General features: G+C 48.4%; 23 protein-coding genes and 1 riboswitch. Of the genes, 11 read left to right on the forward strand and 12 right to left on the reverse strand.

Annotated features, from left to right (window positions below):
• Nucleotides 1–885, reverse strand: an 885-nt coding sequence (locus B2899_RS15955) for an aminotransferase class III-fold pyridoxal phosphate-dependent enzyme (RefSeq protein WP_286887108.1), incomplete at its 3' end; no start/stop codon positions are given.
• A gap of 437 nt (nucleotides 886–1,322) precedes the next feature.
• A riboswitch (SAM riboswitch) is annotated at nucleotides 1,323–1,419 on the forward strand.
• Nucleotides 1,420–1,532: 113 nt separating this feature from the next.
• Here B2899_RS15955 and cobA point away from each other — a divergent pair.
• From cobA to cysC, 6 genes are all read left to right on the forward strand, one after another.
• Complete coding sequence (gene cobA / locus B2899_RS15960) at nucleotides 1,533–2,306, forward strand: uroporphyrinogen-III C-methyltransferase (protein WP_146809203.1); 774 nt, start codon at nucleotides 1,533–1,535, stop codon at nucleotides 2,304–2,306.
• 25 nt (nucleotides 2,307–2,331) lie between these two features.
• Complete coding sequence (locus tag B2899_RS15965; RefSeq protein WP_146809202.1) at nucleotides 2,332–3,945, forward strand: nitrite/sulfite reductase; 1,614 nt, start codon at nucleotides 2,332–2,334, stop codon at nucleotides 3,943–3,945.
• Between the two features lie 56 nt (nucleotides 3,946–4,001).
• A complete protein-coding gene (locus B2899_RS15970) occupies nucleotides 4,002–4,205 on the forward strand; it encodes a DUF3906 family protein (RefSeq protein WP_286887109.1) in 204 nt (67 codons plus the stop codon).
• 172 nt (nucleotides 4,206–4,377) lie between these two features.
• The gene (locus B2899_RS15975) at nucleotides 4,378–5,094 is read left to right on the forward strand and encodes a phosphoadenylyl-sulfate reductase (RefSeq protein WP_146809200.1); all 717 of its coding nucleotides are present in this window, start codon (nucleotides 4,378–4,380) and stop codon (nucleotides 5,092–5,094) included.
• 38 nt (nucleotides 5,095–5,132) lie between these two features.
• Nucleotides 5,133–6,278, forward strand: a complete 1,146-nt coding sequence (sat, locus tag B2899_RS15980) for a sulfate adenylyltransferase (protein WP_286887112.1) — start codon at nucleotides 5,133–5,135, stop codon at nucleotides 6,276–6,278.
• A gap of 28 nt (nucleotides 6,279–6,306) precedes the next feature.
• A complete protein-coding gene (gene cysC / locus B2899_RS15985; RefSeq protein ID WP_146809198.1) occupies nucleotides 6,307–6,909 on the forward strand; it encodes an adenylyl-sulfate kinase in 603 nt (200 codons plus the stop codon).
• Between the two features lie 67 nt (nucleotides 6,910–6,976).
• Here cysC and B2899_RS15990 read toward each other — a convergent pair whose 3' ends face one another.
• The 6 genes from B2899_RS15990 to B2899_RS16015 form a co-directional block, all read right to left on the reverse strand.
• Entirely contained in the window at nucleotides 6,977–7,747 is a 771-nt protein-coding gene (locus B2899_RS15990; protein WP_146809197.1) for a LamB/YcsF family protein, read from the reverse strand.
• Between the two features lie 27 nt (nucleotides 7,748–7,774).
• Nucleotides 7,775–8,776: a biotin-dependent carboxyltransferase family protein gene (locus B2899_RS15995; RefSeq protein WP_286887114.1), complete on the reverse strand. Its 1,002-nt coding sequence runs from the start codon at nucleotides 8,774–8,776 to the stop codon at nucleotides 7,775–7,777.
• Nucleotides 8,769–9,668 (reverse strand): 5-oxoprolinase subunit B family protein, encoded by a 900-nt coding sequence (locus B2899_RS16000; RefSeq protein ID WP_146809195.1) that lies wholly within the window; start codon nucleotides 9,666–9,668, stop codon nucleotides 8,769–8,771. Before B2899_RS16000 ends, B2899_RS15995 begins: the two co-directional genes overlap by 8 nt.
• Nucleotides 9,669–9,892: 224 nt before the next feature.
• Nucleotides 9,893–10,867 (reverse strand): biotin-dependent carboxyltransferase family protein, encoded by a 975-nt coding sequence (locus B2899_RS16005; protein ID WP_146809194.1) that lies wholly within the window; start codon nucleotides 10,865–10,867, stop codon nucleotides 9,893–9,895.
• On the reverse strand, nucleotides 10,864–11,757 hold the full coding sequence (locus B2899_RS16010; protein ID WP_146809193.1) for a 5-oxoprolinase subunit B family protein: 894 nt from the start codon (nucleotides 11,755–11,757) through the stop codon (nucleotides 10,864–10,866). The genes B2899_RS16005 and B2899_RS16010 overlap by 4 nt, the downstream gene beginning before the upstream one ends.
• A gap of 16 nt (nucleotides 11,758–11,773) precedes the next feature.
• Nucleotides 11,774–13,807 (reverse strand): sigma 54-interacting transcriptional regulator, encoded by a 2,034-nt coding sequence (locus B2899_RS16015; protein WP_286887116.1) that lies wholly within the window; start codon nucleotides 13,805–13,807, stop codon nucleotides 11,774–11,776.
• Nucleotides 13,808–14,029: 222 nt separating this feature from the next.
• Here B2899_RS16015 and B2899_RS16020 point away from each other — a divergent pair, with 222 nt between their 5' ends.
• Nucleotides 14,030–14,698 carry a protease complex subunit PrcB family protein gene (locus B2899_RS16020; RefSeq protein WP_146809191.1) on the forward strand — a complete coding sequence of 223 codons (669 nt, stop codon included), beginning with the start codon at nucleotides 14,030–14,032 and terminating at the stop codon, nucleotides 14,696–14,698.
• A gap of 156 nt (nucleotides 14,699–14,854) precedes the next feature.
• Here the strand turns inward: B2899_RS16020 and B2899_RS16025 are convergent, their stop codons facing one another.
• The 4 genes from B2899_RS16025 to B2899_RS16040 form a co-directional block, all read right to left on the reverse strand.
• The gene (locus B2899_RS16025; RefSeq protein ID WP_146809190.1) at nucleotides 14,855–15,727 is read right to left on the reverse strand and encodes an ABC transporter permease; all 873 of its coding nucleotides are present in this window, start codon (nucleotides 15,725–15,727) and stop codon (nucleotides 14,855–14,857) included.
• Nucleotides 15,711–16,664, reverse strand: a complete 954-nt coding sequence (locus tag B2899_RS16030; RefSeq protein WP_286887120.1) for an ABC transporter ATP-binding protein — start codon at nucleotides 16,662–16,664, stop codon at nucleotides 15,711–15,713. The genes B2899_RS16025 and B2899_RS16030 overlap by 17 nt, the downstream gene beginning before the upstream one ends.
• Before the next feature lie 64 nt (nucleotides 16,665–16,728).
• The gene (locus tag B2899_RS16035) at nucleotides 16,729–17,913 is read right to left on the reverse strand and encodes an anti-sigma factor family protein (protein WP_146809188.1); all 1,185 of its coding nucleotides are present in this window, start codon (nucleotides 17,911–17,913) and stop codon (nucleotides 16,729–16,731) included.
• Nucleotides 17,910–18,458 carry an RNA polymerase sigma factor SigX gene (locus tag B2899_RS16040; protein WP_146809187.1) on the reverse strand — a complete coding sequence of 183 codons (549 nt, stop codon included), beginning with the start codon at nucleotides 18,456–18,458 and terminating at the stop codon, nucleotides 17,910–17,912. Before B2899_RS16040 ends, B2899_RS16035 begins: the two co-directional genes overlap by 4 nt.
• Before the next feature lie 313 nt (nucleotides 18,459–18,771).
• On the opposite strand from B2899_RS16040, the gene B2899_RS16045 reads away from it, so the two are divergent.
• From B2899_RS16045 to B2899_RS16060, 4 genes are all read left to right on the forward strand, one after another.
• Nucleotides 18,772–20,082: an MATE family efflux transporter gene (locus B2899_RS16045; protein ID WP_286887123.1), complete on the forward strand. Its 1,311-nt coding sequence runs from the start codon at nucleotides 18,772–18,774 to the stop codon at nucleotides 20,080–20,082.
• 175 nt (nucleotides 20,083–20,257) lie between these two features.
• Entirely contained in the window at nucleotides 20,258–20,905 is a 648-nt protein-coding gene (locus tag B2899_RS16050) for an FMN-dependent NADH-azoreductase (RefSeq protein WP_146809185.1), read from the forward strand.
• Nucleotides 20,906–21,052: 147 nt separating this feature from the next.
• Complete coding sequence (locus tag B2899_RS16055; protein ID WP_146809184.1) at nucleotides 21,053–22,276, forward strand: CAP domain-containing protein; 1,224 nt, start codon at nucleotides 21,053–21,055, stop codon at nucleotides 22,274–22,276.
• An 88-nt stretch (nucleotides 22,277–22,364) separates the two neighbouring features.
• Entirely contained in the window at nucleotides 22,365–22,592 is a 228-nt protein-coding gene (locus B2899_RS16060; RefSeq protein ID WP_146809183.1) for a YneF family protein, read from the forward strand.
• A 121-nt stretch (nucleotides 22,593–22,713) separates the two neighbouring features.
• Here the strand turns inward: B2899_RS16060 and B2899_RS16065 are convergent, their stop codons facing one another.
• Nucleotides 22,714–23,703 (reverse strand): metal-dependent hydrolase, encoded by a 990-nt coding sequence (locus tag B2899_RS16065; protein WP_146809182.1) that lies wholly within the window; start codon nucleotides 23,701–23,703, stop codon nucleotides 22,714–22,716.
• Between the last annotated feature and the right edge of the window lie 290 nt (nucleotides 23,704–23,993).

Consider the following 23,993-nt stretch of genomic DNA (forward strand, 5'->3'; position numbering starts at 1 on the left):
AGGAAGACCCGCGCCCATGGATTTGGAGATGGTCATCAGATCCGGTACTACATCGAAGTGCTCTACCGCAAACAATTTACCCGTACGGGAGAAGCCTGTTTGAATTTCGTCAGCAACGAACACGATACCGTGCTGCTTACAAATTTCTGCTACGCCCTGTACGAATTTTTTGGAAGGAACGACAAATCCGCCTTCCCCTTGTACCGGCTCCATTACGACGGCGGCAATCGTTTCCGGTGCCACATCGCCCAGCAGAAATGTCTTGAATTCGTTTAAGATATAATCATCGTACTGTTCTGCGCTCATGCCTTCCGGACGACGATATTCGTAATGGTACGGCGCTTTGTATACTTCCGGCGCGAACGGGCCGAATTCGAATTTATAAGGTTTTACTTTGCTGGTCATCGTCATAGTAAGCAGCGTGCGTCCATGGAAGCCGCGGGAGAAAACGACGACACCCTGGCGTTTCGTATATTTGCGTGCGATTTTCACGGCGTTTTCCACCGCTTCCGCACCGCTGTTCAAGAACATCACTTGCTTCTCATGATTACCGGGTGCCAGTTTGGCAAGACGTTCTGCCAGCTCGATGTACGGTTCGTACATCATAACGTTGAAGCCGGTATGGATGTATTTATCTACTTGATCATGCAGTGCTTCCACGACTTCCGGTGTACAGTGTCCTACATTGATGGTACCGATTGCACCTGCAAAATCGATAAATGTATTGCCATCTACATCGGTAAGAAGAGCGCCCTGGGCTTTTTCTACGAATGTAGGAATTCCGTTGCTGATTCCTTTTGGTACGTACTGTTTACGACGTTCAAGAAGTTTTTTAGCTTTTGGTCCTGGCAATTCAGTTTTCACGTTAGCGAATTTATAGCTCATGTGGATACCTCCTTAAATAGTAAATAACAGAAATAGAATGTGTAAAAATAAAATTTTTACCTCGTTTTTATGTAGAAGCAATAAGTATGCCAACTTCTGAAATAGAAAAAATCACAGAAAACACGAAAAAAGAGAAAAGATAAAGAGAAAATCCAAGTCACAAAAGACTTGATTTTAAGTCTTTTGTGACTTGGATTTTGAAATTTTAGCTTACCCTTATGGAGCGGCCTCTGTATCGCCCCTGCAGAATGTAACAAAGTGACATGTCTATCCCTTTTCCTGTTCCTTGTCACACATGAGGTACATTCGAACAGTCAACTACATTTTCTGGTATTGAGCCGCATTTTGTTTGAAAAGTTCTTGCTATTTGAAAAAAAGCAAGGTATAATCAAAACCAATCAATTGAATAAATCAAATTAAAATAATATGGATTCTCTTTCTTATCCAGAGAGACGGAGGGACTGGCCCGATGAAGTCTCGGCAACCTAATGCGGTTAGGTGCCAATTCCAGAGAGCAATGCTCAAAGATGAGGAAGAGGGGTCGAAAGGCATATACGAACCCTTCTTCATTATGAAGAAGGGTTTTTTATTGCAGTAAACCAACTAAGCTAATGCATTTAATTAAAAACGATGAAAGGAGAGACGGCATGACACAAGGAAAGGTCTATCTTGTAGGGGCTGGCCCCGGTGATCCGAAATTAATCACGGTACGCGGTCTTGAACTTCTGCAGCACGCGGATGTCGTCGTTTATGATCGGCTGGCCAGTCCAAAGCTGCTGGATTACGCAAAACAAGAGGCGGAGCGCATTTACTGTGGCAAACAAGCGGATCATCACTCGCTCCCCCAATCCGAAATCAACCGAATTATCGTTGAAAAGGCATTGGAGGGCAAAGAGGTAGTTCGTTTGAAAGGAGGCGATCCATTTGTTTTCGGGCGCGGCGGAGAAGAGGCGGAAGCCTGTCTGGCAGCAGGTCTTTCCTATGAAGTAGTGCCGGGTATCACTTCGGGGATTGCGGCCCCTGCCTATGCGGGGATTCCGGTTACACATCGTGCATATTCTTCTTCTGTTGCGTTTGTAACCGGCCATAAAGCTGCAGATAAGGAACAAAGTGGGATTGATTGGAAGAAGCTTGCGACTGCCGTGGATACGCTGGTCTTCTACATGGGTGTCGGCAATCTCCCGGATATTGTGCGAAATCTGCGCCAGCATGGCCGTAGGAAAGAGACTCCTGTGGCGCTTGTGCGCTGGGGAACATATGAGAATCAAGAAACTCTTATCGGTACGCTCGAGACGATTGTGGAAAAGGTGCAGCAAGCGCGTTTTAAGTCTCCCGCGATTATTGTCGTCGGTGAAGTTGTGCGCCTGCGAGAACAGCTTGCCTGGTACGAGCAGCAACTGTCCCACGTTGTCACTGCGTGAATTTTGATTGAGAGGAGAGAGAAGCATGGCTTACACAGCATTCTGGGCAAACGATAGGGGGAATTTGAACAAAAATGAATTGGCGAAGCTGGAAAAAGACGGACTGGACGTAATTGAGGATATTTACGAATACGCCAAAACCGGATTTGAATCGATTACGCCGGATGACATGGACCGTTTCAAGTGGGCCGGAGTCTATCAGCAGCGTCCGAAAGACGGACATTTCATGATGCGGGTACGAATTCCGTCCGGCAACCTGTCATCTGATCAGGCACGTGTACTGGCAGGCATTGCACGGGATTATGGCAAAGACCTGGTTGATATTACGACCCGCCAGGCGGTGCAGTTCCACTGGCTGCGCGTAGAGCAACTTCCGGACATCTTTGAACGGCTTGCTTCCGTGGGAATGTCTTCGTTCGAAGCGTGCGGCGACTGTCCGCGTAACATTGTAGGTAACCCGCTGGCAGGAATCGACCCGCACGAGTTAATCGATACGACGCCGCTGGTGAAAGAATTGTCGGATACATTTTTAATGAACCGTGATTTCTCAAATTTGCCGCGTAAATATAAGATTTCGATTTCCGCCAACATTTACAACGCAGGGCACGCTGAGATTAACGACCTTGCATTTACGCCGGCGACCAAAGTTATCGACGGTGAAGAAGTCATCGGCTTCCATGTCTGGGTCGGTGGAGGTCTGTCGGCACGTCCTTACCTCGCCCAGCAACTTGATGTGTTCGTACGACCGGAAGAAGTCGTCAAGGTCGCGGTCGGTGTTACGACAATCTTCCGCGATTACGGCTACCGTCAGAAGCGCAACCATGCCCGGCTCAAATTCCTGGTCGCCGATTGGGGCGCGGAGAAATTCCTTGAGAAGTTAAAAGAGCTGGTTGGCGAGCTGAATACACGTGGCGAAGACAAAATCGCAGGCTGGAATGCGGGTTATTTCACCGGCGTGCATGAACAACGTCAGCCGGGTTTGAGTTATGTGGGCCTGTCCGTTCCGGTCGGCCGGATGTCCGCGCAAGAGTTGGAAGAGCTGGCACGTCTTGCGGATGAGTACGGCAGCGGTTCGCTTCGCACATGCAACTCGCAAAATATTGTGATTACCGGTGTTCCGAACGAAAAAATCGAGCTGTTGCTTAAAGAAAAAGTGTTAGAGCGTTTGACACCGTATCCGAAGCATTTTACAGCGTTCGCCGTGTCCTGTACAGGTATTGAGTTCTGCAACCTTGCATTGGTCGAGACAAAGGAAAGAATGCGTCAACTCGCGGAGTATCTCGATGCCCATGTAGAGTTGGATGAGCCGATTCGCATGCATATGGTCGGATGCCCGAACTCTTGCGGACAGCGGCAAATTGCCGATATCGGTTTCCAGGGAGCGCTGATTAAGACGGAAGACGGTATGAAAGACGCGTTTGACATTTTCCTCGGCGGAACGCTTGGAAGGAATGCGCAGTTCAATCAAAAACTAAAAGGGCGCGTGCTGGGAGAGCAATTGCATAGGGCCGTGCTGCCGCTGCTGGCTTACTATAAGGAAGAAAAACAAAGAGGAGAAAGCTTCTTCGATTTCGTGCAGCGCGTCGGAGTTGAACCGTTTCAAGAACGATTAAATGCAGCATTGGGGCAACTCGTATAAATCAAGAGTAAAGAAGAGAAGGCCCGAAGACGAGAGAGAAGGAAAGGGTAAAGGCTATGTTTGCATACCGATTTGAAGTGATTTTCAGCGATGAATCGAGAGCCGCCGTGGTCGTGATTCACGATAATGAAGAAGAAGCGTTTCGCAGCGCACAGAACCAGATTGACCGCTATTTTCTGCCGTCTAAATTGATCAAAGAACTGGCCATTGTAGAAAAAAAGCCGGCTGAAGCGGGATGGGGGTATGTGATTGAACTATGATGATCTATGTGGCTATTGCCGCAGCCCTGTTTTTTGCCATGAATATCGGCGCAAGCGGAATGGCGGAAAACGGATTTCGTCTTTGGCAGAATCTAAGGTCGGGTCCATCAGTTTGTCCCACACGATTCGCAAAGAGAAAAGTACTATTCATGATCAGGGAGGAGGGAGTTAGGTGTCGGATACACTACTTTCTTATAAGACACTAACGACCGAACGATTTGAAGCGGTTAATAAAGAGCTGGAGAATAAGGATGCGTTGGACGTATTGAAGTGGGCGTACGGTCAATTCGGTGACGGATTGGTATACGCCTGTAGTTTCGGTGCGGAGGGGATGGTGCTGGTTGATTTAATCAGTCGGGTACGTCCTGACGCACGGATTGTGTTTCTTGATACGCACTTTCACTTCAAGGAAACATATGAGGTAATCAAGCGCGTTAAAGCCAAATATCCTAAGTTGCGCATCGAGATGAAGGAGCCGTCGCTTTCCGCGGAGGAACAGGCGGCGCAATACGGACCGGAATTGTGGAAGACCGATCCGGATATGTGCTGTAGGCTGCGGAAGCTTCAACCTCTCGAAGAGGTGCTGCAGGGCGCGGTCGCCTGGCTGTCGGGACTGAGGCGGGAGCAATCTCCGACTCGCGCTCATACGCAGTTTGTCAATATCGACCGCCGCTTTGAGTCCATTAAAATTTGTCCGCTGATTCATTGGAAATGGGACGACGTATGGAACTACATCAAACTATATCATCTTCCGTACAACGAGTTGCATGACAAAGGCTATCCGAGTATCGGATGCGAATACTGTACCTTACCGGTGGAAGGCGGAGGAGATTCCCGTGCCGGCCGCTGGAGCGGAAGCCACAAGACAGAATGCGGCCTGCATCAATAATCGTCTTATACAGTAGAATAGAAAAGGAGTAACCCTACATGAGCACAAATCAACCGCATGGCGGTACGCTGGTCAACCGTATCAATTTCTCATATGACACAGGCAAAATAACAAAGGAAATCGAGCTGGATGCATTCGCGTTGTCGGATTTGGAATTGCTCGCAATCGGGGCGTACAGCCCGCTGACTGGATTTCTCGGAGAAGAAGATTATAAGAGCGTGGTGCATACGATGCGCCTGGCTGATGGCACGGTATGGAGTATTCCCATTACACTGCCGGTGACGGAAGAGGCAGCTGCGCGGCTTGCGCCCGGAGATACGGTCAAGTTAGTTTATCAGGGCGCGGTTTATGGCGTTATCGAAGTGGCAGAGCTGTATACGCCGGATAAAGAAGTAGAAGCGCAGAATGTATATGGTACCACTGAATTGGCGCATCCGGGCGTCAAAAAGCTGTGGAGCCGTCCGGCCGTTTATGTAGCAGGCCCGATTACGCTGGTAAAGCGTCCGGAAAAAAAACAGTTTAAAGAGTTTTACCTTGATCCTAGCGAGACGCGGGCGGTATTCGAAAAGCGGGGATGGAAAACGGTAGTTGGCTTCCAGACGCGCAACCCGGTGCATCGTGCGCATGAATACATTCAGAAGACTGCACTTGAGATTGTCGACGGACTGTTTTTGAATCCACTGGTTGGGGAGACGAAAGCGGATGATATTCCAGCTGACATCAGGATGGAAAGCTATCAGGTGCTGCTAAAAAATTATTATCCGTCAGACCGTGTTTTCCTGGCCGTGTTCCCGGCGGCAATGCGCTATGCAGGACCGCGTGAAGCGATTTTTCATGCGTTGGTGCGCAAGAATTACGGCTGCACCCATTTTATTGTCGGGCGCGACCATGCTGGCGTCGGTAATTATTACGGCACCTATGACGCACAGCTGATTTTCTCGGACTTTACGGCGGATGAACTGGGAATTACACCGTTGTTTTTTGAACACAGCTTCTATTGTAAGAAATGCGGCAACATGGCGTCAGCCAAGACGTGCCCGCATAGTTCGGAAGATCATTTGCACTTATCCGGTACCAAGGTAAGGGAGATGCTGAGCCAGGGCGAGGCGCCGCCGCCGGAGTTTAGTCGTCCGGAAGTGGTGGAAGTGCTGATTCGTGGCATGAAAGTAGCTGTAGGCAAATAACGGAGCGAGTAGGGAGGAGTAGAGCATTATGGCGTCCCATAACGCAAACATTATCTGGCACCAGACGAATGTAACGAAACAGGATCGTCAGCGGAAAAATGGACATAAAAGTGCGGTACTATGGTTCACAGGCCTGTCAGGCGCAGGAAAATCGACGCTGGCCAACGAAGTGGAGCGCAGGCTATATGAGAAAGGGTTGCGCACATACCTGCTAGATGGAGACAATATTCGACATGGTATTAACAAAGATCTCGGATTTACTCCGGAGGATCGGACGGAAAATATCCGCCGGATCGGTGAAGTATCAAAATTGTTTGTCGATGCAGGTGTTATTGTGCTGACGGCTTTCATTTCTCCGTATCGTGCAGACCGAGAGCTGGCCCGTAGCCTGGTAGAAGATGGCGAATTTATTGAAATCTATGTGAAATGTGCGATCGAAGAATGCGAGAAGCGTGATCCAAAAGGTTTATACAAAAAAGCGAGAGCAGGCGGGATCCCGGAGTTTACGGGAATCTCTGCTCCTTACGAAGAGCCTGAAAGCCCGGAGCTTATCATTGAGACGGATACGAGATCGCTCGATGCCTGTGCTGAGCAGGTTGTAGAGTATCTTGAAAAAAAGATAATTCTATAAAAAATGAAGGCACAGTCGGAATTCCACTGTGCCTTTGCTTATAGTGTGGAAAAAGTGAATAGCCCGATTACTGGGTCTGATTTGCGAGAAACCCGGCTTTAATGTCGATGTTTTCGTTTCTCAAATGTGTAATGATGGCTTCTGCCAGCTTCGGCGCATCCGGATGATCCCCGTGAATGCATACCGTTTCCGCTTTCAGAGAGATATCTTTGCCATCATGTGTAATGACTTTGCCTTCCTTCACCATCCGTACGACGCGGCGGGCCCGTTCGTTCATATCGGAGTAATCTGCGCCTTTACGTGTCATGACGATACTTCCGGTTTCATCGTGTTCACGATCGGCGTACACTTCGAATACAATATTGAAGCCTTGCTCCTGTCCAAGGCGAGCCAGCGACGAGTTATTTAAGGCGAACAGCGGCAGACGTTTATCAATTTTTTCGGTCGCATTAAGCACTGCCTGGGCTAAATCGTCGTTTTCCATGGCCATCATATACATAGCGCCATGCGGCTTGATATGGGACAGTTCCATATCGTATGCGTGCAGGAACGCTTGCAGGGCCCCGACCTGATACAGTATATAATTTTCTACCTCTTCCGCCGTTGCGGTCATCCGTCTCCGTCCAAAGCCCATCAAATCCGGAAATCCCGGATGGGCGCCTACGTTAATCCCGTATTGCTTCGCCAGTTCTACCGTCCGGCGCATTACCAGCGGATCGCCTGCGTGATACCCGCAGGCTACATTAATTGTGCTTACATACTTCATCATTTTCTCGTCGTTCCCCAGTTCGTACATGCCAAAGCTTTCACCCATATCGCAGTTAATATCGATTAACATCTTCGTGACGCTCCTCTTTCGATTTATTTAACTTGTTTGATACCGTTGATGTGATGCAAGAATTTCTTCCGCATACCGGAATTTTCGTTGTTCTTCCTGGCGGGCTGCCATCGCCTGTTCAATGCTCACTGAGAGAAAACGGGTTGGTGTACCGGGAAGAGATTGTGCCACTTTGGGCAGGTCGACACTGATCACAGTCGCTACTGTCATATATCCGCCGCCTGTTACGGCGTCGTTTAACAAAATAATGGGTTCTTCTCCATTCGGAACCTGGATGGAGCCGACCGGATAGCCCATATCGACGACATTGGACGGATTGTCACCGGCGCCAAACGGCTGTGGTATATCTTTAAACGTAAGCGGACTGTTTCCTTTATACCGGTATCCTACCCGATCCGCTTCCGTAGAAACGGTCCACTCCTCCATAAGAAAGTTAAACAGGCTGTCCGGCTGCACTTTATAGCTGCACAGGCCGGTTACAACACGAAGTTCAACCGGCTTGTTTTGCTTCCACCATAACTCTTCCGGTAATGCTCTGCCTTCAATGGCATTCAGACTCTGCCGGGGATTGCCAGTGTGTAGAATGTCGCCTTGTTCCAATTTTCTGCCTTCGTAGCCGCCGAACTGGCAGAGCAGGTACGTTGAGCGGCTTCCCAATCTTTCCGGTACGTCGATGCCTCCGGCCACGCACAGGTATGCGCGTGCACCTCCCTGCGTAAACGTAAAGGAAATCACGTCGCCTTCCCGGACACGTACAGCCTGCCACATTGGAATTTCCTGGCCGTTGACGAGCGGCTTTACGTACGCGCCGGTTAGTGCAATTACCATCTCCCGCTGAAATTCGATTTTCGGACCAATAAATGTAATTTCCAGCGCAGCCGTATTGTAAGGATTGCCGACAATCAGGTTGCCGAGTTGAAACGAATAGCGGTCCAACGCGCCGGAAGGAGGCATGCCCATATGATAGTAGCCGAAGCGTCCCAAATCCTGTACTGACGTGCTTAATCCTGGTTCTAAAATTTTAAGCATAGGCGATCCCCTCCGTTAGTTCATTAAGGTACTGCTGCGTCTTGGCGAAGTATTCTTCCGGTGAGAACTCTATAGATTTAATGTTGTAGCGGTAGGTGCCCGCTTCAACTTCAGCGACAATCTTATTATATTCACTTTCATCGATCGGACGGTGTTTCCATATGTCACCCGCTTTTGCCAGGATAAGAGTGTCTTTCAAATCTTCGAGCTTCTGTTCCGGATCATAGACAGGGACAGCGGACATGCCGATGAGCTGGTAGCCGCCCGGTCCGGCCACCGGATAGATAACTGTGAATGCGCCGGCCATCGAGATAGCGCGCGCCGGTGTCTGGGTGCGCGGACGAAGGTACTTCGGCGCTTCGATGATATTCTCCTGCGGTACGCCGAGCGGAAATTCCCACGCCGTGCCCGGTACGAAGCCGACCATAGAGACAAGGTACGGCGCCGACGAATGCGCGTGGATAAAGTCTTCTTTATCCTTGAAACCGTTGATTTTCATAACAAATTCCAAATTACTTACGGACGGATCTTGATGGCGGTCTTTGAATTTTGCGGCGCATTCCTTTGTAATCGGATCGTCATACCAGATCGGAATTTCTACGACGCGTGATTGAAGCGTTAGTCCAGAAATGTCGCTTTTTTGTTCATCGATTTCTCTCAGAACATCGAGCAGGTCAAGAGGGCGGATAATATCCGGATTATAGCGGATAAGATAGGAGGCATTGGCCGGACAAATCTCTGTTACGCCCGGAATATTGCAGCGGCGGATTTCATCCGTGACTGCCAGCACTTTAAAATTGGCTTCTACGTTCATTGCCCGCGATACTTCGGCATAGATAAATTCGTCGCCCCCGAAAGTGAAGCGGGTCGTCAATTTCTCCATGGTGTTCATAGCATCGTCTCCTTTTGGTTTGCGAACTCAATACGGTTGACTAACTCGGTTATAGAATGCTCAACCTGGACGTGTGCATTCATCTTTTCTTTATTATTTAGTTAATTGCAAATTTAATGCCAAATGCAAACGCTTGATTTTTACGGAAAAGAAAAAGAGATGTTTCAAAAATGAAAGATAAATTTCAAAAATGAAAAAAAGACAGGCGTTGAAATGCCTGCCGACTACGATAAGAGAGAGTCTTTTATTTGTAGAAGTGTATGCCGATATTGCTTCCGAAGTTCCAATGCCTGCTCCAGCGTTACGGCGACAAAGCGCACTGTTGCATTCGGCATGGATTGAGCGATCCTGCCCAAATCCTGACGGATGACTGTGCCAACACTTACATAGCCACCGCCTGTCGGAGTATCATTCAGCAGGACGATGATCTCCTGCTCATTCGGAATGAGAATGGAGCCAACCGGATAAATATAATCGACGACATTGGACGGATTGTTACCGGCGCCGAAAGGAGGATCACCCGGTGCAAACGGGATACGACCATCCTTAAAACGGTAACCTGTCCGGTTCGATTCTGTGGAGATTCTCCACTCCGTGTTCAAAAATTGTTTCAATCCTTCATCTGACAGCTTATCGGAACGGATGCCCATAATGAAGTGAATATCAAAGGAAGGAGCGAAGACCGGACGCAGTGATTCGGGCACTACTTTACCCCTTCGATTCAAGATAGAGGGAAGCGAACCGACTGGCAAGCGATCTCCATTCCGCAGCGCACGGCCTCCGAATCCGCCGATACGGCTCGCTAAATAAGTAGAGCGGCTATCCAGATCGGGCGGCACCTCGATTTGCCCTGCCACTGCTATGTAGGCATGGACCCCACCTCTCGTATGTTTGAACGAAAGCACATCGCCTTTGCGTACGGCTATCGCTTCCCACATCGGAATTTCTTCCGTGTTGAGGTGTGGACGGCACGGAGCACCGGTGACGGCAATTACGGTTTCTTCTTCGAAGGCCAGGCGCGGGCCTCTCAGCATAACCTCCAGTGCGGCGGCATTCGCTTCATTCCCGACCAGCCAGTTGGCAACCGTAAACGAGAACGGGTCGGCTGCACCGGCGGGCGCAACTCCTTGACTATAGTAACCAAAGCGACCGGCATCTTGCACGGTGGTCAGCAGGCCGCCTTCAAGTACATGAATCATGCAAATCCTCCTTCCTTCAACAAGATTTGCAAATAGTCGCTTCCATGCGCAAGAAAATCGGCTGGTTTAAACTCGATCTCACGTATGGTGGGGCGGTATGAACCTTCTTCGACTTCCCTTAAAATTTTATGGTATTCATTCTCCGTTATGCTGCGATGTTTCCAAATATCCCCTGGTTTACCCAGAAAACGCCCGCCCAGCATAGCGACCGTCTGCGGCTCTGCCGCATAGACCGGTATGGCGGACATACCGATGAGTTGATAGGAACCTGAGCCTGCCGTGGGATAGATTACGGTAAATGCACCGCCAATCCCAACCGCCCGCATTGGTGTGTCCGTGCGTGGGCTTAAATATTTGGGCGCCTGCAGTACATGGTCTTTTCTTGTTTCAAGCGGATATTCCCACACGGTTCCCGGCAGGAAGCCCATCATCGTTACCAAAAATGGAGTAGCGGTGTGAGCCTCGATAAAAGGTTCGGGCTCGGTAAATCCATTAATTTTCATAACAAACTCGAAGTTAGAGCCGCCGGGATTCTGATGACGATCACGGAATTTGGCCGCATACTCGTATGTAATCGGATCATTATACCAAATCGGTATTTCAATCATGCGCGAAGGCAGCGTTAGTGCGGAGAAATCGCTGTAACGGGCGTCGATTTCACGGATAATTTCCAGCAGTTTGTAGGGGGATACCTTTTCCGGCTCATATTGGACAAGATACCCGGTATTGGCCGGACAGACTTCTATGACTCCGGGCAGACGACGCCGGATAATTTCCCGTGTGATAGCCTGAACTTTAAAATTGATCTCGATGCTCATCTCCCGCGATATCTCGGCATAAATATATTCGTCACCGCCAAAATCAAATCGAGTCTCCGGTAAATAGAACATGGTGTGTCATCCCCTGTTATGACTTTTTCTTGATCAACTGATTGATTTTCCGGCTTATGGTCGCCGGGCTTACTTCAAGTACCCTGGCCACTTCGGCTGCAGTGCGGTACTTTTGCATAGCGAGCCGGATAAGCTCCGTTTCCACCTTTTCCACCGCATCTTTGAGCGGCATAATTTCAGTTATTGTAAATGTATCTTTGTTTCTGGAGAGTGGCGTATCGTACAGGGCAGGAATGACTTCCTCTTCCGTAATGAGATCCCGTCCTGACGTAACCATTAGCCGCTCCACAATGTTTTGCAGTTCCCGCACGTTGCCCGGCCAGTCATAGCCCTCAAGTACACGGATGGCGTCGCGGGAAAAATTTTTGTTGAGCCCGTACATTTCATTGAACTTCAGCAAAAAATGCATGGCCAGAGACATAATATCTTCTCTGCGTTCGCGCAATGGCGGAATCCGGATCGGTATCACGTTTAACCGGTAATAAAGATCCTGGCGGAACTGCCCCTGTCTGACCATTTCTTCGAGATTGCGATTGGAGGCGGCAATGACCCGGATAGAGATAGAGAATGTTTTTGTACCGCCCACCCGTATAATTTCTTTCTCCTGCAGTACACGAAGCAGCTTGGCCTGCAGATGAAGAGGAAGCTCGGATACTTCGTCAAGGAAAATGGTACCGCCGTGCGCCATCTCGAAAAAGCCGGGTTTTCCCGCTGCGTCGGCCCCGGTAAATGCGCCTTTTTCATAACCGAACAACTCGCTCTCAATTAATGTTTCAGGAATAGCACTGCAGTTTACCCGAATGAAGGGTCCTTTGCTACGCGGGCTTTCCTGATGAATAAGGGTAGCGAGCACCTCTTTGCCGACACCGGATTCGCCGATGAGAAGGATTGTAGAGTCAACCTGCGCGATACGCCGCGCTTTTTCGGCGATGACTTCCATTTTCTTTGACCGGTAGATGAGTGCTGTTTGTTTCTGGCGCTTTACTTCCGCTACTTCTTCCCGAAGCTGGTTTAACTCAGAAATGTCGCGTGAAATGATCACGATACGCTCCAGTTGATTATTATGGTAAATCGGCGTTCCGACCGCCCACATTTTATGCCCGGAACGGGTCGTTTGCACGGTTCCTTCTTTTTTTCCACTTTCCAGCACCAGGCGGGTGACAGATGGAGAGAAGAAGGAGTTGGCTTCTAGTTCCAGTGTATTGAGTCCGATTAATTCGGACGGATTATCGGTTTGCCAGAACTCTTTTTGCAAGGTGCCTGCCACCCGGATAATCGTCCCTTCGTGATTGACAACGATAATTTCTTCGTTCGAAGAAGAATACAGCGCCTGCAGGTCCGCGTTCAAGTTTCGCACATATTCGATTTCGTTTAGAGACGCTTCGTACTGCTCACGCTGGTAGAATAGATGAATAACTCCATGAATTTCTTTTTTATCCCGTACAGGAGAGAAGTTTCCGATTAATTCTTTATGGTTAAACCGGCTAACTTTATTGAAAAAACGTTTGCCGCAAAGAACGGCTTCCAAATCGGCCTCCGTATCAATCAGCGAGCGGTAATCGCGACCGATCAGCAGATCCTGACGTAGGCCAAGCAGAGATTCGGCCGTTTCGTTCATGGATGTTATGCGGAATGCAAGGTCGGTCGTTATGAGGCCGATGCCCGCGCTGTCGAACGTTCGCTTCATCTCGCGGAGTCGCAGGTGTGCCATTTTATTCTCCGCGTCTTCGCGCGTTGTGCAGCCGACCGGAATGCCTTGTGCATTATAGATGACATAGACGCGCATATTATGGTAAAACGCAACCGGTTTACCAACAGACACCGGGACAAGATCGGTCTCGTACGGAAACGGATCGTCTGTCCCTCCTGTATTCCGTATATAGTCCATTAGCCGAAAATAGGAACTATACCCGATAATAGCGCCGTCTTTTTCCAATAAAAACAGTTCGCTTTCTTCCGATGTGCATATCCGTCCAAGAATGTCGTCGAGCGAAGCGTGAACGGAGAGCACGGGCGGGAGAGGCCGCATGACATCCTGCCAGTAAAACATAACACTCCTCCTTATCCGGCCATTACGTTCGTATGTATATGTAGTATATATTGATTATAAAAAAACAATCTTCCAAAAGGAAACTGAACCAGACTATACAACCATTACCTTTGCAAAACTCATGCCGATGAAGTAAGATAGGTTTCTTGATAGTTTTTGTATGCATTAATCGTAGTTTATTCGTCTATAAAGATACAGGAATAAATACACGAGGTGATACTAATGAAGAAACGCATAGTCACAACGTTTGCGGCAGGGATATTGGCGGGGATTGGATTAATGAGTGCAGCCGGATTTTCGTATGCAGCATTGACAAAAATAGATGTAAGCGTAAAGCCAATTTCTTTTATGATGGACGGCAAAGAAGTACAGCCAAGCGATAGAGAGCAACAGTATTTTAACGGCAAAAATTATGTACCGGCCTCGTTTATTCATCAGAATACAACGTATGTGCCGTTGCGCTTCATTTCCGAGAAGCTTGGCTATCAGGTGGGATATGATGCGAAGAACGGTATAATTTCTCTGGGGGAACAGAATATGACCGAAAAAGAATGGACGTTCGATGTGATTTATCCTTCTGACGGTGCGCAGCCGGTAATTTCTCCGCGTATCCAGCAGTGGTTTGATGATCACAAAAATCAAGAGTTTACAGGCAGCATCTGGGATGAAGATGGCATCTACGCGGCGGTAGCCCGGGGCCAGAAGCCGAATGGGGGCTATGGCGTTGAGGTGGTGGGCGTGACAGAGCGCGCAAACAAAGTAGTCGTGAAAGTAAAATACAAAGATCCGGAGCCGGGTAAGATGTATACACAGGTGATTACGCATCCTTCGACACTGATTAAAGTGCCGCGCACGGACAAAGAAATCCGCTTTGAGATCGTCAAAGAATAAAACAGTAAAGATGCGAACAGGCAGAGCTTACGATAGCTTCTGCCTGTTCGCTTTTTGTATTATGCTTTCCATACTTCCGGCTCGGTTTCACCCGCGAAGTATTCGATGCGGTTTGGCATAATTTCCAGAATAACATAGTGAAAACGACAGAGGTGCCTATAGATCCCGGGACGAAAAGCGGCGTACCGCAAGCCAGAGAGCTGCACATCCGTATAAAGCTGCGTACATGAGCATAGCCCCGCTTGGCGTCGATAGGCTGCCAAACAATCCCTGCGCAGCGAATGATAAAGGATCACCCGCTGAATCGAATAGATACACCGTCATCTTTCTGAAGAGGGAGTCAAGCGGAAACACCAGGCTGGAAATGATTCCGATATTAGACAACGTCGGCTTCTCCATCAAAACACCGAGCTGTTCCACGAATCCTCCGATAAAGCCGATGCCGTACAATATAATGAGCACGATTCCTCCGTTTACGGTCGTCATCATGCTGCTGAAGAGCAGGGCAACAGCGATAAGCAGCAGCGGCTGCATGACGAAAATAGCGAGCGCTTTCGCGGCCTGAACCACGGTAAATTCTACGCGAAGAAGTTCACCGCCAATCCACTGGTTGATAAGTAATACACCGAGGAATAGAAAAGCGGCATAAATAACAAGCAGAGAGCCTAAACCTGCAAATTTGCCGAAAATCACGGAACGCCTATGTATCGGACGGGCGAGCATCGTGTCAATCTGGTGGCTTTCAATTTCACCGGCGATGCTTCCAACGCTGCTGAGAATCGCCAACAGTGCGGTTACAAAGGATGCGAAATAGAGTCCGACACCCAGTATCTGTGTTGCGAAAAAGCTCTGGACAAGCGCAAAATCAGCAGAAACTGGGCGGTTGGTGAAATCCTCGCCAACTTCCCGGGCCGCAAAATAGGTGGCAACCGCATAAAAAAGGAGGAAGGCGAATGACATAAATAGCGTAATGTGAAAGATGCGTTTGGATAAAATTTCTCTACAGGTAAGCTTAGCGATAATCCACATCGAAAGATTCACTCTCCTTTCGGCTTACCCAGTACATAAAGACATCTTCAAGCCGGGGGATACGCGGGATAACATGGTACAGCGAGATGCCCGCCTCGCTTAAGCGGTGGATAAGCACGGGAATATCGCGTTCATCGGACAGTGTTACCAGCCAGTACGAGCGGTCATCTTCCTTTCGTATCGGCTCTGCTTTCACTACGATAGGAGCCAGGCTTTCCCACAATCCATCCGCATGCGGAGCGAGCGCGATTTCCACCTGGGCCTTTACTGCGGACAACTTACGCCATTCCCCTTGCACAATAAGCTCTCCTTTATGAATAATAGCGATATAATCGCATACGCTTTCTACTTCGCTGAGTAGATGGCTATTTAAGAATACCGTTTTTCCTTCGTTGCGCAACTCGTTCATCAACTCCCTCACTTCCCGCCGCCCGATCGGATCGAGCGCGGACGTCGGTTCGTCGAGGAAGACAACGTCAGGATTTGAGAGCAGGGCGCAGGCCAGTCCAATACGCTGCTGCATTCCTTTCGAATATCCGCGGATTTTTTCTTCGCCGCGTCCGCTAAGACCGACACGGTCAAGAAGAAAGGGAATTCGTTTCTTACGCTCGTCGCGGGCAAGTCCGCACAAGCCTGCGTGTGTCTCAAGCAGTTGACGTCCGGTAAGCCACTCGGGATACCGGAACAATTCCGGCAGATAGCCCACATTCTCCCAGGACTTTACACTGCCGATGGGGGCGCCAAGAATATGTCCCGTCCCGTCCGTCGGCACAAGAAGTCCGAGAAGGGTCCGGACAAACGTACTCTTGCCCGCCCCGTTCGGACCGAGAAAGCCGAATACGGTACCCCTTGGCACGGACAGGGAGATATTGCGGCATCCTGCGCCATTATTATATTGCTTGGTAAGTCGGTGTGTTTCGATTACGTAGTCGCTCATTCGTTTTCCTCCCCAAACACAAAGAGAGCTCCTCCCGCCGGGGGAGCCGCTCTTTGCCAGTCACTTATTGCATCTGGTTCGCCAGACTGATTAAAGCATCCGTATGTTTTTCGTTTTTACTGTCATACGCTGTAAGGGAATGAATTTTCCCGTCTTTTTGCCAGATTAAGAAAGTCTGATGCTCGGTTTCATAAGCAAAGCCTTTGACCCCTTGTACGGTCACTTCATGTGTCCGGTGTTTGTCATCCGTTACGTATGGAATGGGGAGGGTACGTTCCCAATTCTCGATGCCCGCCAGCTGTTGCTTTACATTTTGTGGAATGAAGGGAAGCGAAAGAACAGTACTGCGTAATTTATTCAGGTCCACATCTTCGGGCACTTTTATTTCGGGTGCACCTATTATTGTATAGTGTAGTTCGCCGGATGGATGAACAGTCCGCTTCGCCTCTTGCTTGTCTGCAGCGATAAATTCAAATTGCATAGTCTGGGGAACGGTTAGGGCAAAAGGCTTGTTGTTTAGTTTCTCATCAAACCGGGCATCCGCCTTAACCTGCTTTAGCAGCGCGTTTGCTTTCTCCGTATCCAGCTGGGCATGCAGTGTAAATTTCGGAGAAACATTCACGGTGCTGATATGGTAGCCCTGTGGTGCGGAAGGAAGCGCATATCCCGCTTCTTGCGCCTCTTTGGCCGTTTCAAAATAACGGGAACCGTGCTGCCGCGTTTGTTCATCTACCCATATTTTACCGATTCCTTTGATTTCTTTGACGCCATTGGGAGCCGCGTTCATCCAGTTTTCAATTTCCTGCAAGTCGGACTGGGTTAGCTTGACCATTTCTACCTGATCGATCCGGAAAATGGACAGGAAATTGCTGGCCGCTGCCTGCACCTGCGGGATGGTGAGTGCGCCGATCAGTACGGCAGCTGCGGCAGTGCCCGTCATCCATTTTTTATACGATTTTTTCATCATTTTTTGTCTCCTTTGTTCGGTAGATGATGCGCCATGTTGCGCAAGCCGTTTTTCGAACTGCTGCCAGGCCGTTTCAGTGTTAACAGCATAGTCGACAGGAGCAGGTTCGGCCAGCGCCTCGTTAAGCGCGATTTCGACCCACCGATCCAGCTGCTTGGTTTCTTCCATGCGGCTACGGCAACCGGCGCAATGTTCGAGATGGGCGGTGAATGCTTTTCGCATCTCGCGATCCAGCTCGCCGTCCAGATAAGCCTGCAGAAATTCCTCATTCGGACATTTCATTTGCAATACCCCCTCATTTGTTTATACATGGTGCGGAATTTAGTCCTGGCGCGGGAGAGCAGCGTTCCGACAGAAGAACTCTCCACCTGGACGGCTTGCGCCAGCTCTTTATAATTGAATCCGGAATATTTCATTAGTAGCAATGTTCGATCGCGTTCATCCATTTCGGTCAGCACTTCGCGCACCGCCAGAATGTCCTCCTGCTTTAGCCAAATTTCTTCAGAAGAAGGGCAGTGGGCGTTCCGTTCGTCATCGGCTTTTTTCGTGCGCGTCAGGCGTCGCTTATCAGACCGTATGGCATTATAAGCCGCATGAATTGATGCTCTTGTCAGCCAGGCTGGAATGTTGTCAATCCCGGAGCGGTCAGCATGGTACAGCTTCAGAAAAACATCCTGCGCGATATCTTCAGCGACCGTTTTTTCCCGGACGATACGCATAATTTGCCGGACTATATGTGGATAGTACGTTTTAAAAAGTTCCTGAAAGTCTTCCGTTTTCGTGGAAGCGAGGCTATTTTCTTTTGTCAAGGCGACACGGACCTCCATTTCCTTTCCTCCTTTCCAAGTGGTTCACTATATAGACACCGCGTCCCTTCTTTTTGTGACGGATAATGTAGATAAAAAATTTTTTTACTCAGGGAAAACAGGGTAAGAATAGTAGCGAATGAACCGTGCTCTTTTGTGTTTCCAAGCTAAAGCACATCGAATACCTCCTTAACCGGGCCTACAAATGATATGATAGGTACTAGAGTTTCTATAGTAGTCTCAGGGAGGATGAAAATTATAGAAACCAAAATGTAAGCAGGAGAGAGGAAAATTTATGGCCTCAAGAAATTTAGACTTTACTGAGGGGAACATCATGCGGCAGATGATTGTTTTTTCCCTGCCGATTTTTTTAACCAATGTACTTCAAACATCCTATCAGTTCATTGACAGTCTCTGGGTCGGGAATCTAATCGGATCTGATGCGCTGGCATCTGTTTCTGTCTCAGCGACAGTTTTATTTACCATGCTGTCGTTCATCATCGGGATGAACGGAGCCACGCTGACCATTCTCGCTCAGCGTAAAGGAGCGCGGGATGAAGAGGGGTTGAAGGAGTCGCTCAATGCGTTCGTCGTCGTATTTGCCCTGCTGTCCATCGGCATCGGCATTCTGGGCTACTTTCTATCGCCATATATTTTGACGCTCATTCAAACACCACCCACCATTCATAAGCTGGCCACCCAGTATTTGCAGGTGAACTTTCTGGGGATAGTATTCCTGTTCGGATATAACTTCATCGGTACAGTGCTGCGGGCGCTTGGGGATAGCAGAACCCCGATCCGCTTCGTATTTATGGCAGTGCTTCTGAATACGGTGCTTGATCCGTTGTTTATCGCGTATTTCGAGATGGGGGTTATCGGGGCTGCAGTGGCCACGGTTGTGTCTCAGTGCTTCTCGTTTATCTATGCGCTGGTATATACGAAGCAGACGGGGAAAATCCCGTTTATGCGCCCGCATATCCCGTCCCGTATGTATGCGACGGCAATTTTCAAGCTCGGAAGTCCTGCTGGTTTACAGATGATGGTAATCTCGGGCGGCATGATGGCGATTATGAGTGTCGTAAATACGTTCGGCGCAGACGTGGTTGCCGGTTTTGGCGCTTCCCAAAGAATGGATAGCCTGATTATGCTGCCGATCGTAACGCTCGGCTCCGCCATTAACAGCATGGCCGGACAGAATATAGGAGCCGGAAAATGGGAGAGGGTGAGCGATATTGCACGCAGCGGTATGATTCTTATCGTCAGCGTATCACTGGCCATTGCCCTGCTGGTCTATGCATCGGCCCCGCTTCTGTTGGGCTTATTTGTGGATAATCCGGCTTCTATCGCTTTTGGGACGACGTACCTTGCGACTGTCTGCTTTTTCTATCCATTCCTGGGCATTAATTTTGTGCTGAACGGGATTATTCGCGGTGCAGGCGGCATGATGCAAATTCTGGTGTTGAATTTTATCTCCTTCTGGGTGCTGCGCTATCCCTTGACCGCCTTTTTTTCCAGATGGGTAGGCGAGCAGGGGATCGCATACGGTATGGGGGCAAGCTTTATTATCAGTGCGCTGTTTGCAGGGGCTTATTATCGTTTCGGTCGCTGGCGCGAAATTCGCGTATTGCAGAACAGAGAGAATTAGCGTATTCCGGGATACCGGAAAGCAGGATGATTTTCCTGAAACCGAGTTTCTTAACTTGATAATTTTGCATATATAAACTGCAGAGTGGAATAAAAAGTATTTTACTTACTAAAAATAATGAGGTATAATTTGTTTAGTTAATGACTAACTTAAAATTATCGAAGGAGAGATTATCATGGCAAAAGTTCTGTATGTAACCGCAAATCCGAAACCTGTAGATATGTCGTTCAGCCTTAAATTAGGAGAGAGCTTCCTGAAAGAGTACCAGCAGCACAGCCCCGAAGATACCATTGAACGCCTTGATCTGTATAAAGAAGACATTCCGTTCATCGATGGTCTGGTGCTTGGCGCATGGGGCAAAGTAGCACAAAACGAAGAGCTGAATGATGAAGAACAACGCGTACTTGGCCGCATGACAGAACTGTTGGAGCAATTCATGGCAGCAGATAAAGTGATCTTCGTAACGCCGATGTGGAATTTGAGCTATCCGCCGATGCTGAAAGCGTATATCGACAATATCGTAATCGCAGGCAAAACATTCAGGTATACAGAGCAAGGAGCGCAGGGGCTGGCGTCCGGCAAGCGCGTTATGCATATCCAGGGACGCGGTGGCATCTATTCAGAAGGTCCGGCAGCCGAATTTGAGTTTACAGATAAATATCTGCGCAGTATTATGGGCTTTATCGGAATTACAGATTACAACCATATTTTCGTCGAAGGTATCGCCGCAACGCCGGATAAAGCAGATGAAATTTTTGCTGCGGCGGAAGAAAGAGCCCGCAACGCGGCAGCTGAGTTTGCAAAAGACTATCAGCGCGCTTAATTCGAACGAATTTGCGTTCATTGGATTATAGACAATAAAAAAGCCGGATGGTACCATTTATTGAGGAGAAGCGTTCACTGACCAGTAGAGTACGGTTAGGAGCGCTTTTTTCTCAGTCAAAACAAAACGGCAAGGAGTTGTTGCCATGTGAAAACGACAGGCAAGCTTGCGGCTTCCATGCTGGCACTGACAGCCGCGTTCACGGTAGGGATGTGGACCGGCGCCGGTGAAGCTGACGATTTTAAGGAGACCATCTCGGCTTATTTCTATCCTGTCACGTATTATTTCGATGGGAAAAAAGATACAAGTGATCCGAAAATTTATAAAAATAACGGCAGCAATGTGCCAAAAACCATTACATATGAAGGAACAACATATGTTCCGTTACGTTATATAGGGGAGAAGCTGGGCAAACAGGTAGGTTATGATCAGAAGACACGCTCCGTCTGGCTGGGCCAGAAGCCGAATCTTAGTACAACCACTTCTCCTTCGCCTACGAAAGTCGGCAGTGTATCCACCAGTTTCAAAGTCGATATTGGCGACCGATGGGACACCGTGCAAGCAAGGCTTGGCGCTGCAAAAGCCACCTATATGGGAGCAAATCAGACCAAGTGGTGGGTATATGACAGGCAATGGGTCGGCTTCCGCGATGGATATGTCATCGAGCTGTTCTCAAGCGACCCGTCAGCACAGTACAATGGAGTTAAAGTGGGCATAACCCGAAGTGAAGTAGAAAAGAAATTGAAATATATAGCAAAACCCGAATGGGAGCTATACGGTGCGAAATTCATCTTTCAAAACGATGGTACGGAAAAAGTGCTGTATAAATCTGATTCACATGCAATTATCGCTTATTACGATACACTCGATAATAAACGATTGCTGGGCCTGCGCATTGTAAATCCGACCGAACTCATCCATAAGAAATATTTCAGCTACACCTATCAATATATACGTAAACCGAATATTCCTTCTTATCCGACGGAGACGGCAACCGTTAATCAGCATGCGGCCAAGCAGGTGCTATGGCTCAGCAACGTTGAGCGGGCCAAGAAGAACGTTCCAGCACTTGCCTGGAGCGATCAGGCGGCCGCTTCCGCTTATAAACACAGCAAAGATATGAGTGATCATAATTATTTCTCTCATACCACATACAACGGAAAGTCACCGTTTGATTTGATGACGGAACAAAAAATTAAATATACGCTGGCAGCCGAGAATATTGCCATGGGATACCCTGATCCGATTGAAGCGGTGTTCGGCTGGATGAACAGTGCCGGCCATCGGAAAAGTCTACTCAATCCCTCGTTTAAGAAACTGGGAGTGGGGGTGTATGGAACATACTATACGCAGCACTTCTTCACTCCATAAAAGGGCGGCTATACTTTGACAAGTTGAAGTAAGCAAAGTAAAATATGACTTGATTGCCTGAAAATTACGAGTGGAAGGGACGAGCACTATGTGGGAGTATATTATTCCAATTCTCACGCTGATTATTGGACTGGTCGGCGGCTTCGCCATTGGCGTATGGTATTTGAAAAATCAAATGACCAATATGCAGATGGATGAGAAGCAGCTGCAGCAGATTGCCCGTTCGATGGGGATGAATCTCAACCAGAAACAGTTGAATCAGATGACAAGGAGAATGCAAAACGTGAAGCCGGGCATCGGCAAAAAGAAAAAATAATTCTCGGGTATATACCGGTGACAAAGCTGTGGACAATTGATTGAACACAGCTTTTTTGCGTATCTTTTATAGATAGAATAATAGCCGGGCGGTCAGATAGACGGCCCGGCTATTATTCTTGCTATGACTTCTCGAGTACCAATTCCGGTACGATGACTTTGCTGTCGATTTTATGTTCACGATATTCCCAGCCTGTATAGGAGTCAATGATATTTAGTTGCTCATCCAGGTGAACAATCGCGATAAACGCATAATGGGTTTTGGTACGATAGCGCAGGTCGATCCAGCGTACTTCGTGTCCAAATTCCCGTTTTTTTGTATATACATGCGGATAGCGGGTGAAGGAGAGGAACGCCTGTACTTTTGTATCCATCTTCGCTTTCTCTATGACTTCATTTTCGTCTTTCTTGTAGAAGGTGTCATGCCAGATGACAGTTTTCCCGTGCAATTCACCCACATAAGATGCAGTGTCCGTCTCGGCCACAACGCCCCAGCGTGTCCAGCGAATCGTCGGAAGCAGAATATAATGGCCTTCTTCTCCGAGGTCTTCTTTTACGAGCTGAACGAGCTTACGGTAAGCAAACATGCGCTGAATGATATAGGTCACCATTACAGCGTAAACCACACTGAATACATGGCCTGGATGCAATCCTGCAGCCCAGAAAAGAAAACCGATAAGATGAATGCCCATAATAAACGGGTCGAAAATATTAATTACATTAAACGAAATCCAGCGTTTCGAAAACGGACGTATTGCCTGCGTGCCATATGAGTTAAACAAGTCAATCGACACATGGACAACCACGGCCAGCAGCGTCCACAATAGCAGATGAAGATAAGAGATGCCCGGGAAAAAGGCATAAATTCCTCCGCTGATGAGTCCTGCCCAGATCAGAATGGCGGGAATGGAGTGGGACCGTCCACGGTGGTTGCGAATGTACGTGGCATTGCCGCGAAACTTCAGCACCGTGTCCAGGTCGGGGGCCTGAGAGCCAATTATCGTGCCGAGCAGCACGGCACCGGCCAATTCAGGCTGAGCGGACACAGCCGGATCCAAATACGCGAGACCTGCAAGACCAAAACCCATGGCAATGTGGGTACCTGTATCCAAGTATGAATTCCTCCAATTCCTTATTTAGCCGAATCGGCTTTTGTTTTTGTAGATAGGATAGGATGTTTTGCTTTATTATAAAGGAAAACCAATTAAATGTTTAGCTATTTTACATAAAATCATTATTTTTTTATACTATGTTCATCTTTTGGCCTTAATTATTACAGAAAACGATTATAGCTTTTCAGCCGCGACCCCGACATGAAAATCGTGGGAAGAGCGGCTGACTTTTGTGGTGCGAAGGAAAAGAGAGAAGAGAACGAGACCATGATTTCAATGGGGAAAAAGGC

The sequence above is a fragment of the Aneurinibacillus sp. UBA3580 genome, from assembly GCF_002375825.1.
GTDB classification, from domain to species: domain Bacteria; phylum Bacillota; class Bacilli; order Aneurinibacillales; family Aneurinibacillaceae; genus Aneurinibacillus; species Aneurinibacillus danicus.

What these genes read in the sequence shown, in the direction of transcription:
- cobA (WP_146809203.1), top strand. Translation starts at nt 1,533, where the DNA reads ATGACACAAGGAAAGGTCTATCTTGTAGGGGCTGGCCCCGGTGATCCG.
- B2899_RS15965 (WP_146809202.1), top strand. Translation starts at nt 2,332, where the DNA reads ATGGCTTACACAGCATTCTGGGCAAACGATAGGGGGAATTTGAACAAA.
- B2899_RS15970 (WP_286887109.1), top strand. Translation starts at nt 4,002, where the DNA reads ATGTTTGCATACCGATTTGAAGTGATTTTCAGCGATGAATCGAGAGCC.
- sat (WP_286887112.1), top strand. Translation starts at nt 5,133, where the DNA reads ATGAGCACAAATCAACCGCATGGCGGTACGCTGGTCAACCGTATCAAT.
- cysC (WP_146809198.1), top strand. Translation starts at nt 6,307, where the DNA reads ATGGCGTCCCATAACGCAAACATTATCTGGCACCAGACGAATGTAACG.
- B2899_RS15990 (WP_146809197.1), bottom strand. Translation starts at nt 7,747, where the DNA reads ATGTTAATCGATATTAACTGCGATATGGGTGAAAGCTTTGGCATGTAC.
- B2899_RS15995 (WP_286887114.1), bottom strand. Translation starts at nt 8,776, where the DNA reads ATGCTTAAAATTTTAGAACCAGGATTAAGCACGTCAGTACAGGATTTG.
- B2899_RS16000 (WP_146809195.1), bottom strand. Translation starts at nt 9,668, where the DNA reads ATGAACACCATGGAGAAATTGACGACCCGCTTCACTTTCGGGGGCGAC.
- B2899_RS16005 (WP_146809194.1), bottom strand. Translation starts at nt 10,867, where the DNA reads ATGATTCATGTACTTGAAGGCGGCCTGCTGACCACCGTGCAAGATGCC.
- B2899_RS16010 (WP_146809193.1), bottom strand. Translation starts at nt 11,757, where the DNA reads ATGTTCTATTTACCGGAGACTCGATTTGATTTTGGCGGTGACGAATAT.
- B2899_RS16015 (WP_286887116.1), bottom strand. Translation starts at nt 13,807, where the DNA reads ATGTTTTACTGGCAGGATGTCATGCGGCCTCTCCCGCCCGTGCTCTCC.
- B2899_RS16020 (WP_146809191.1), top strand. Translation starts at nt 14,030, where the DNA reads ATGAAGAAACGCATAGTCACAACGTTTGCGGCAGGGATATTGGCGGGG.
- B2899_RS16025 (WP_146809190.1), bottom strand. Translation starts at nt 15,727, where the DNA reads ATGTGGATTATCGCTAAGCTTACCTGTAGAGAAATTTTATCCAAACGC.
- B2899_RS16030 (WP_286887120.1), bottom strand. Translation starts at nt 16,664, where the DNA reads ATGAGCGACTACGTAATCGAAACACACCGACTTACCAAGCAATATAAT.
- B2899_RS16035 (WP_146809188.1), bottom strand. Translation starts at nt 17,913, where the DNA reads ATGAAATGTCCGAATGAGGAATTTCTGCAGGCTTATCTGGACGGCGAG.
- B2899_RS16040 (WP_146809187.1), bottom strand. Translation starts at nt 18,458, where the DNA reads ATGGAGGTCCGTGTCGCCTTGACAAAAGAAAATAGCCTCGCTTCCACG.
- B2899_RS16045 (WP_286887123.1), top strand. Translation starts at nt 18,772, where the DNA reads ATGCGGCAGATGATTGTTTTTTCCCTGCCGATTTTTTTAACCAATGTA.
- B2899_RS16050 (WP_146809185.1), top strand. Translation starts at nt 20,258, where the DNA reads ATGGCAAAAGTTCTGTATGTAACCGCAAATCCGAAACCTGTAGATATG.
- B2899_RS16060 (WP_146809183.1), top strand. Translation starts at nt 22,365, where the DNA reads ATGTGGGAGTATATTATTCCAATTCTCACGCTGATTATTGGACTGGTC.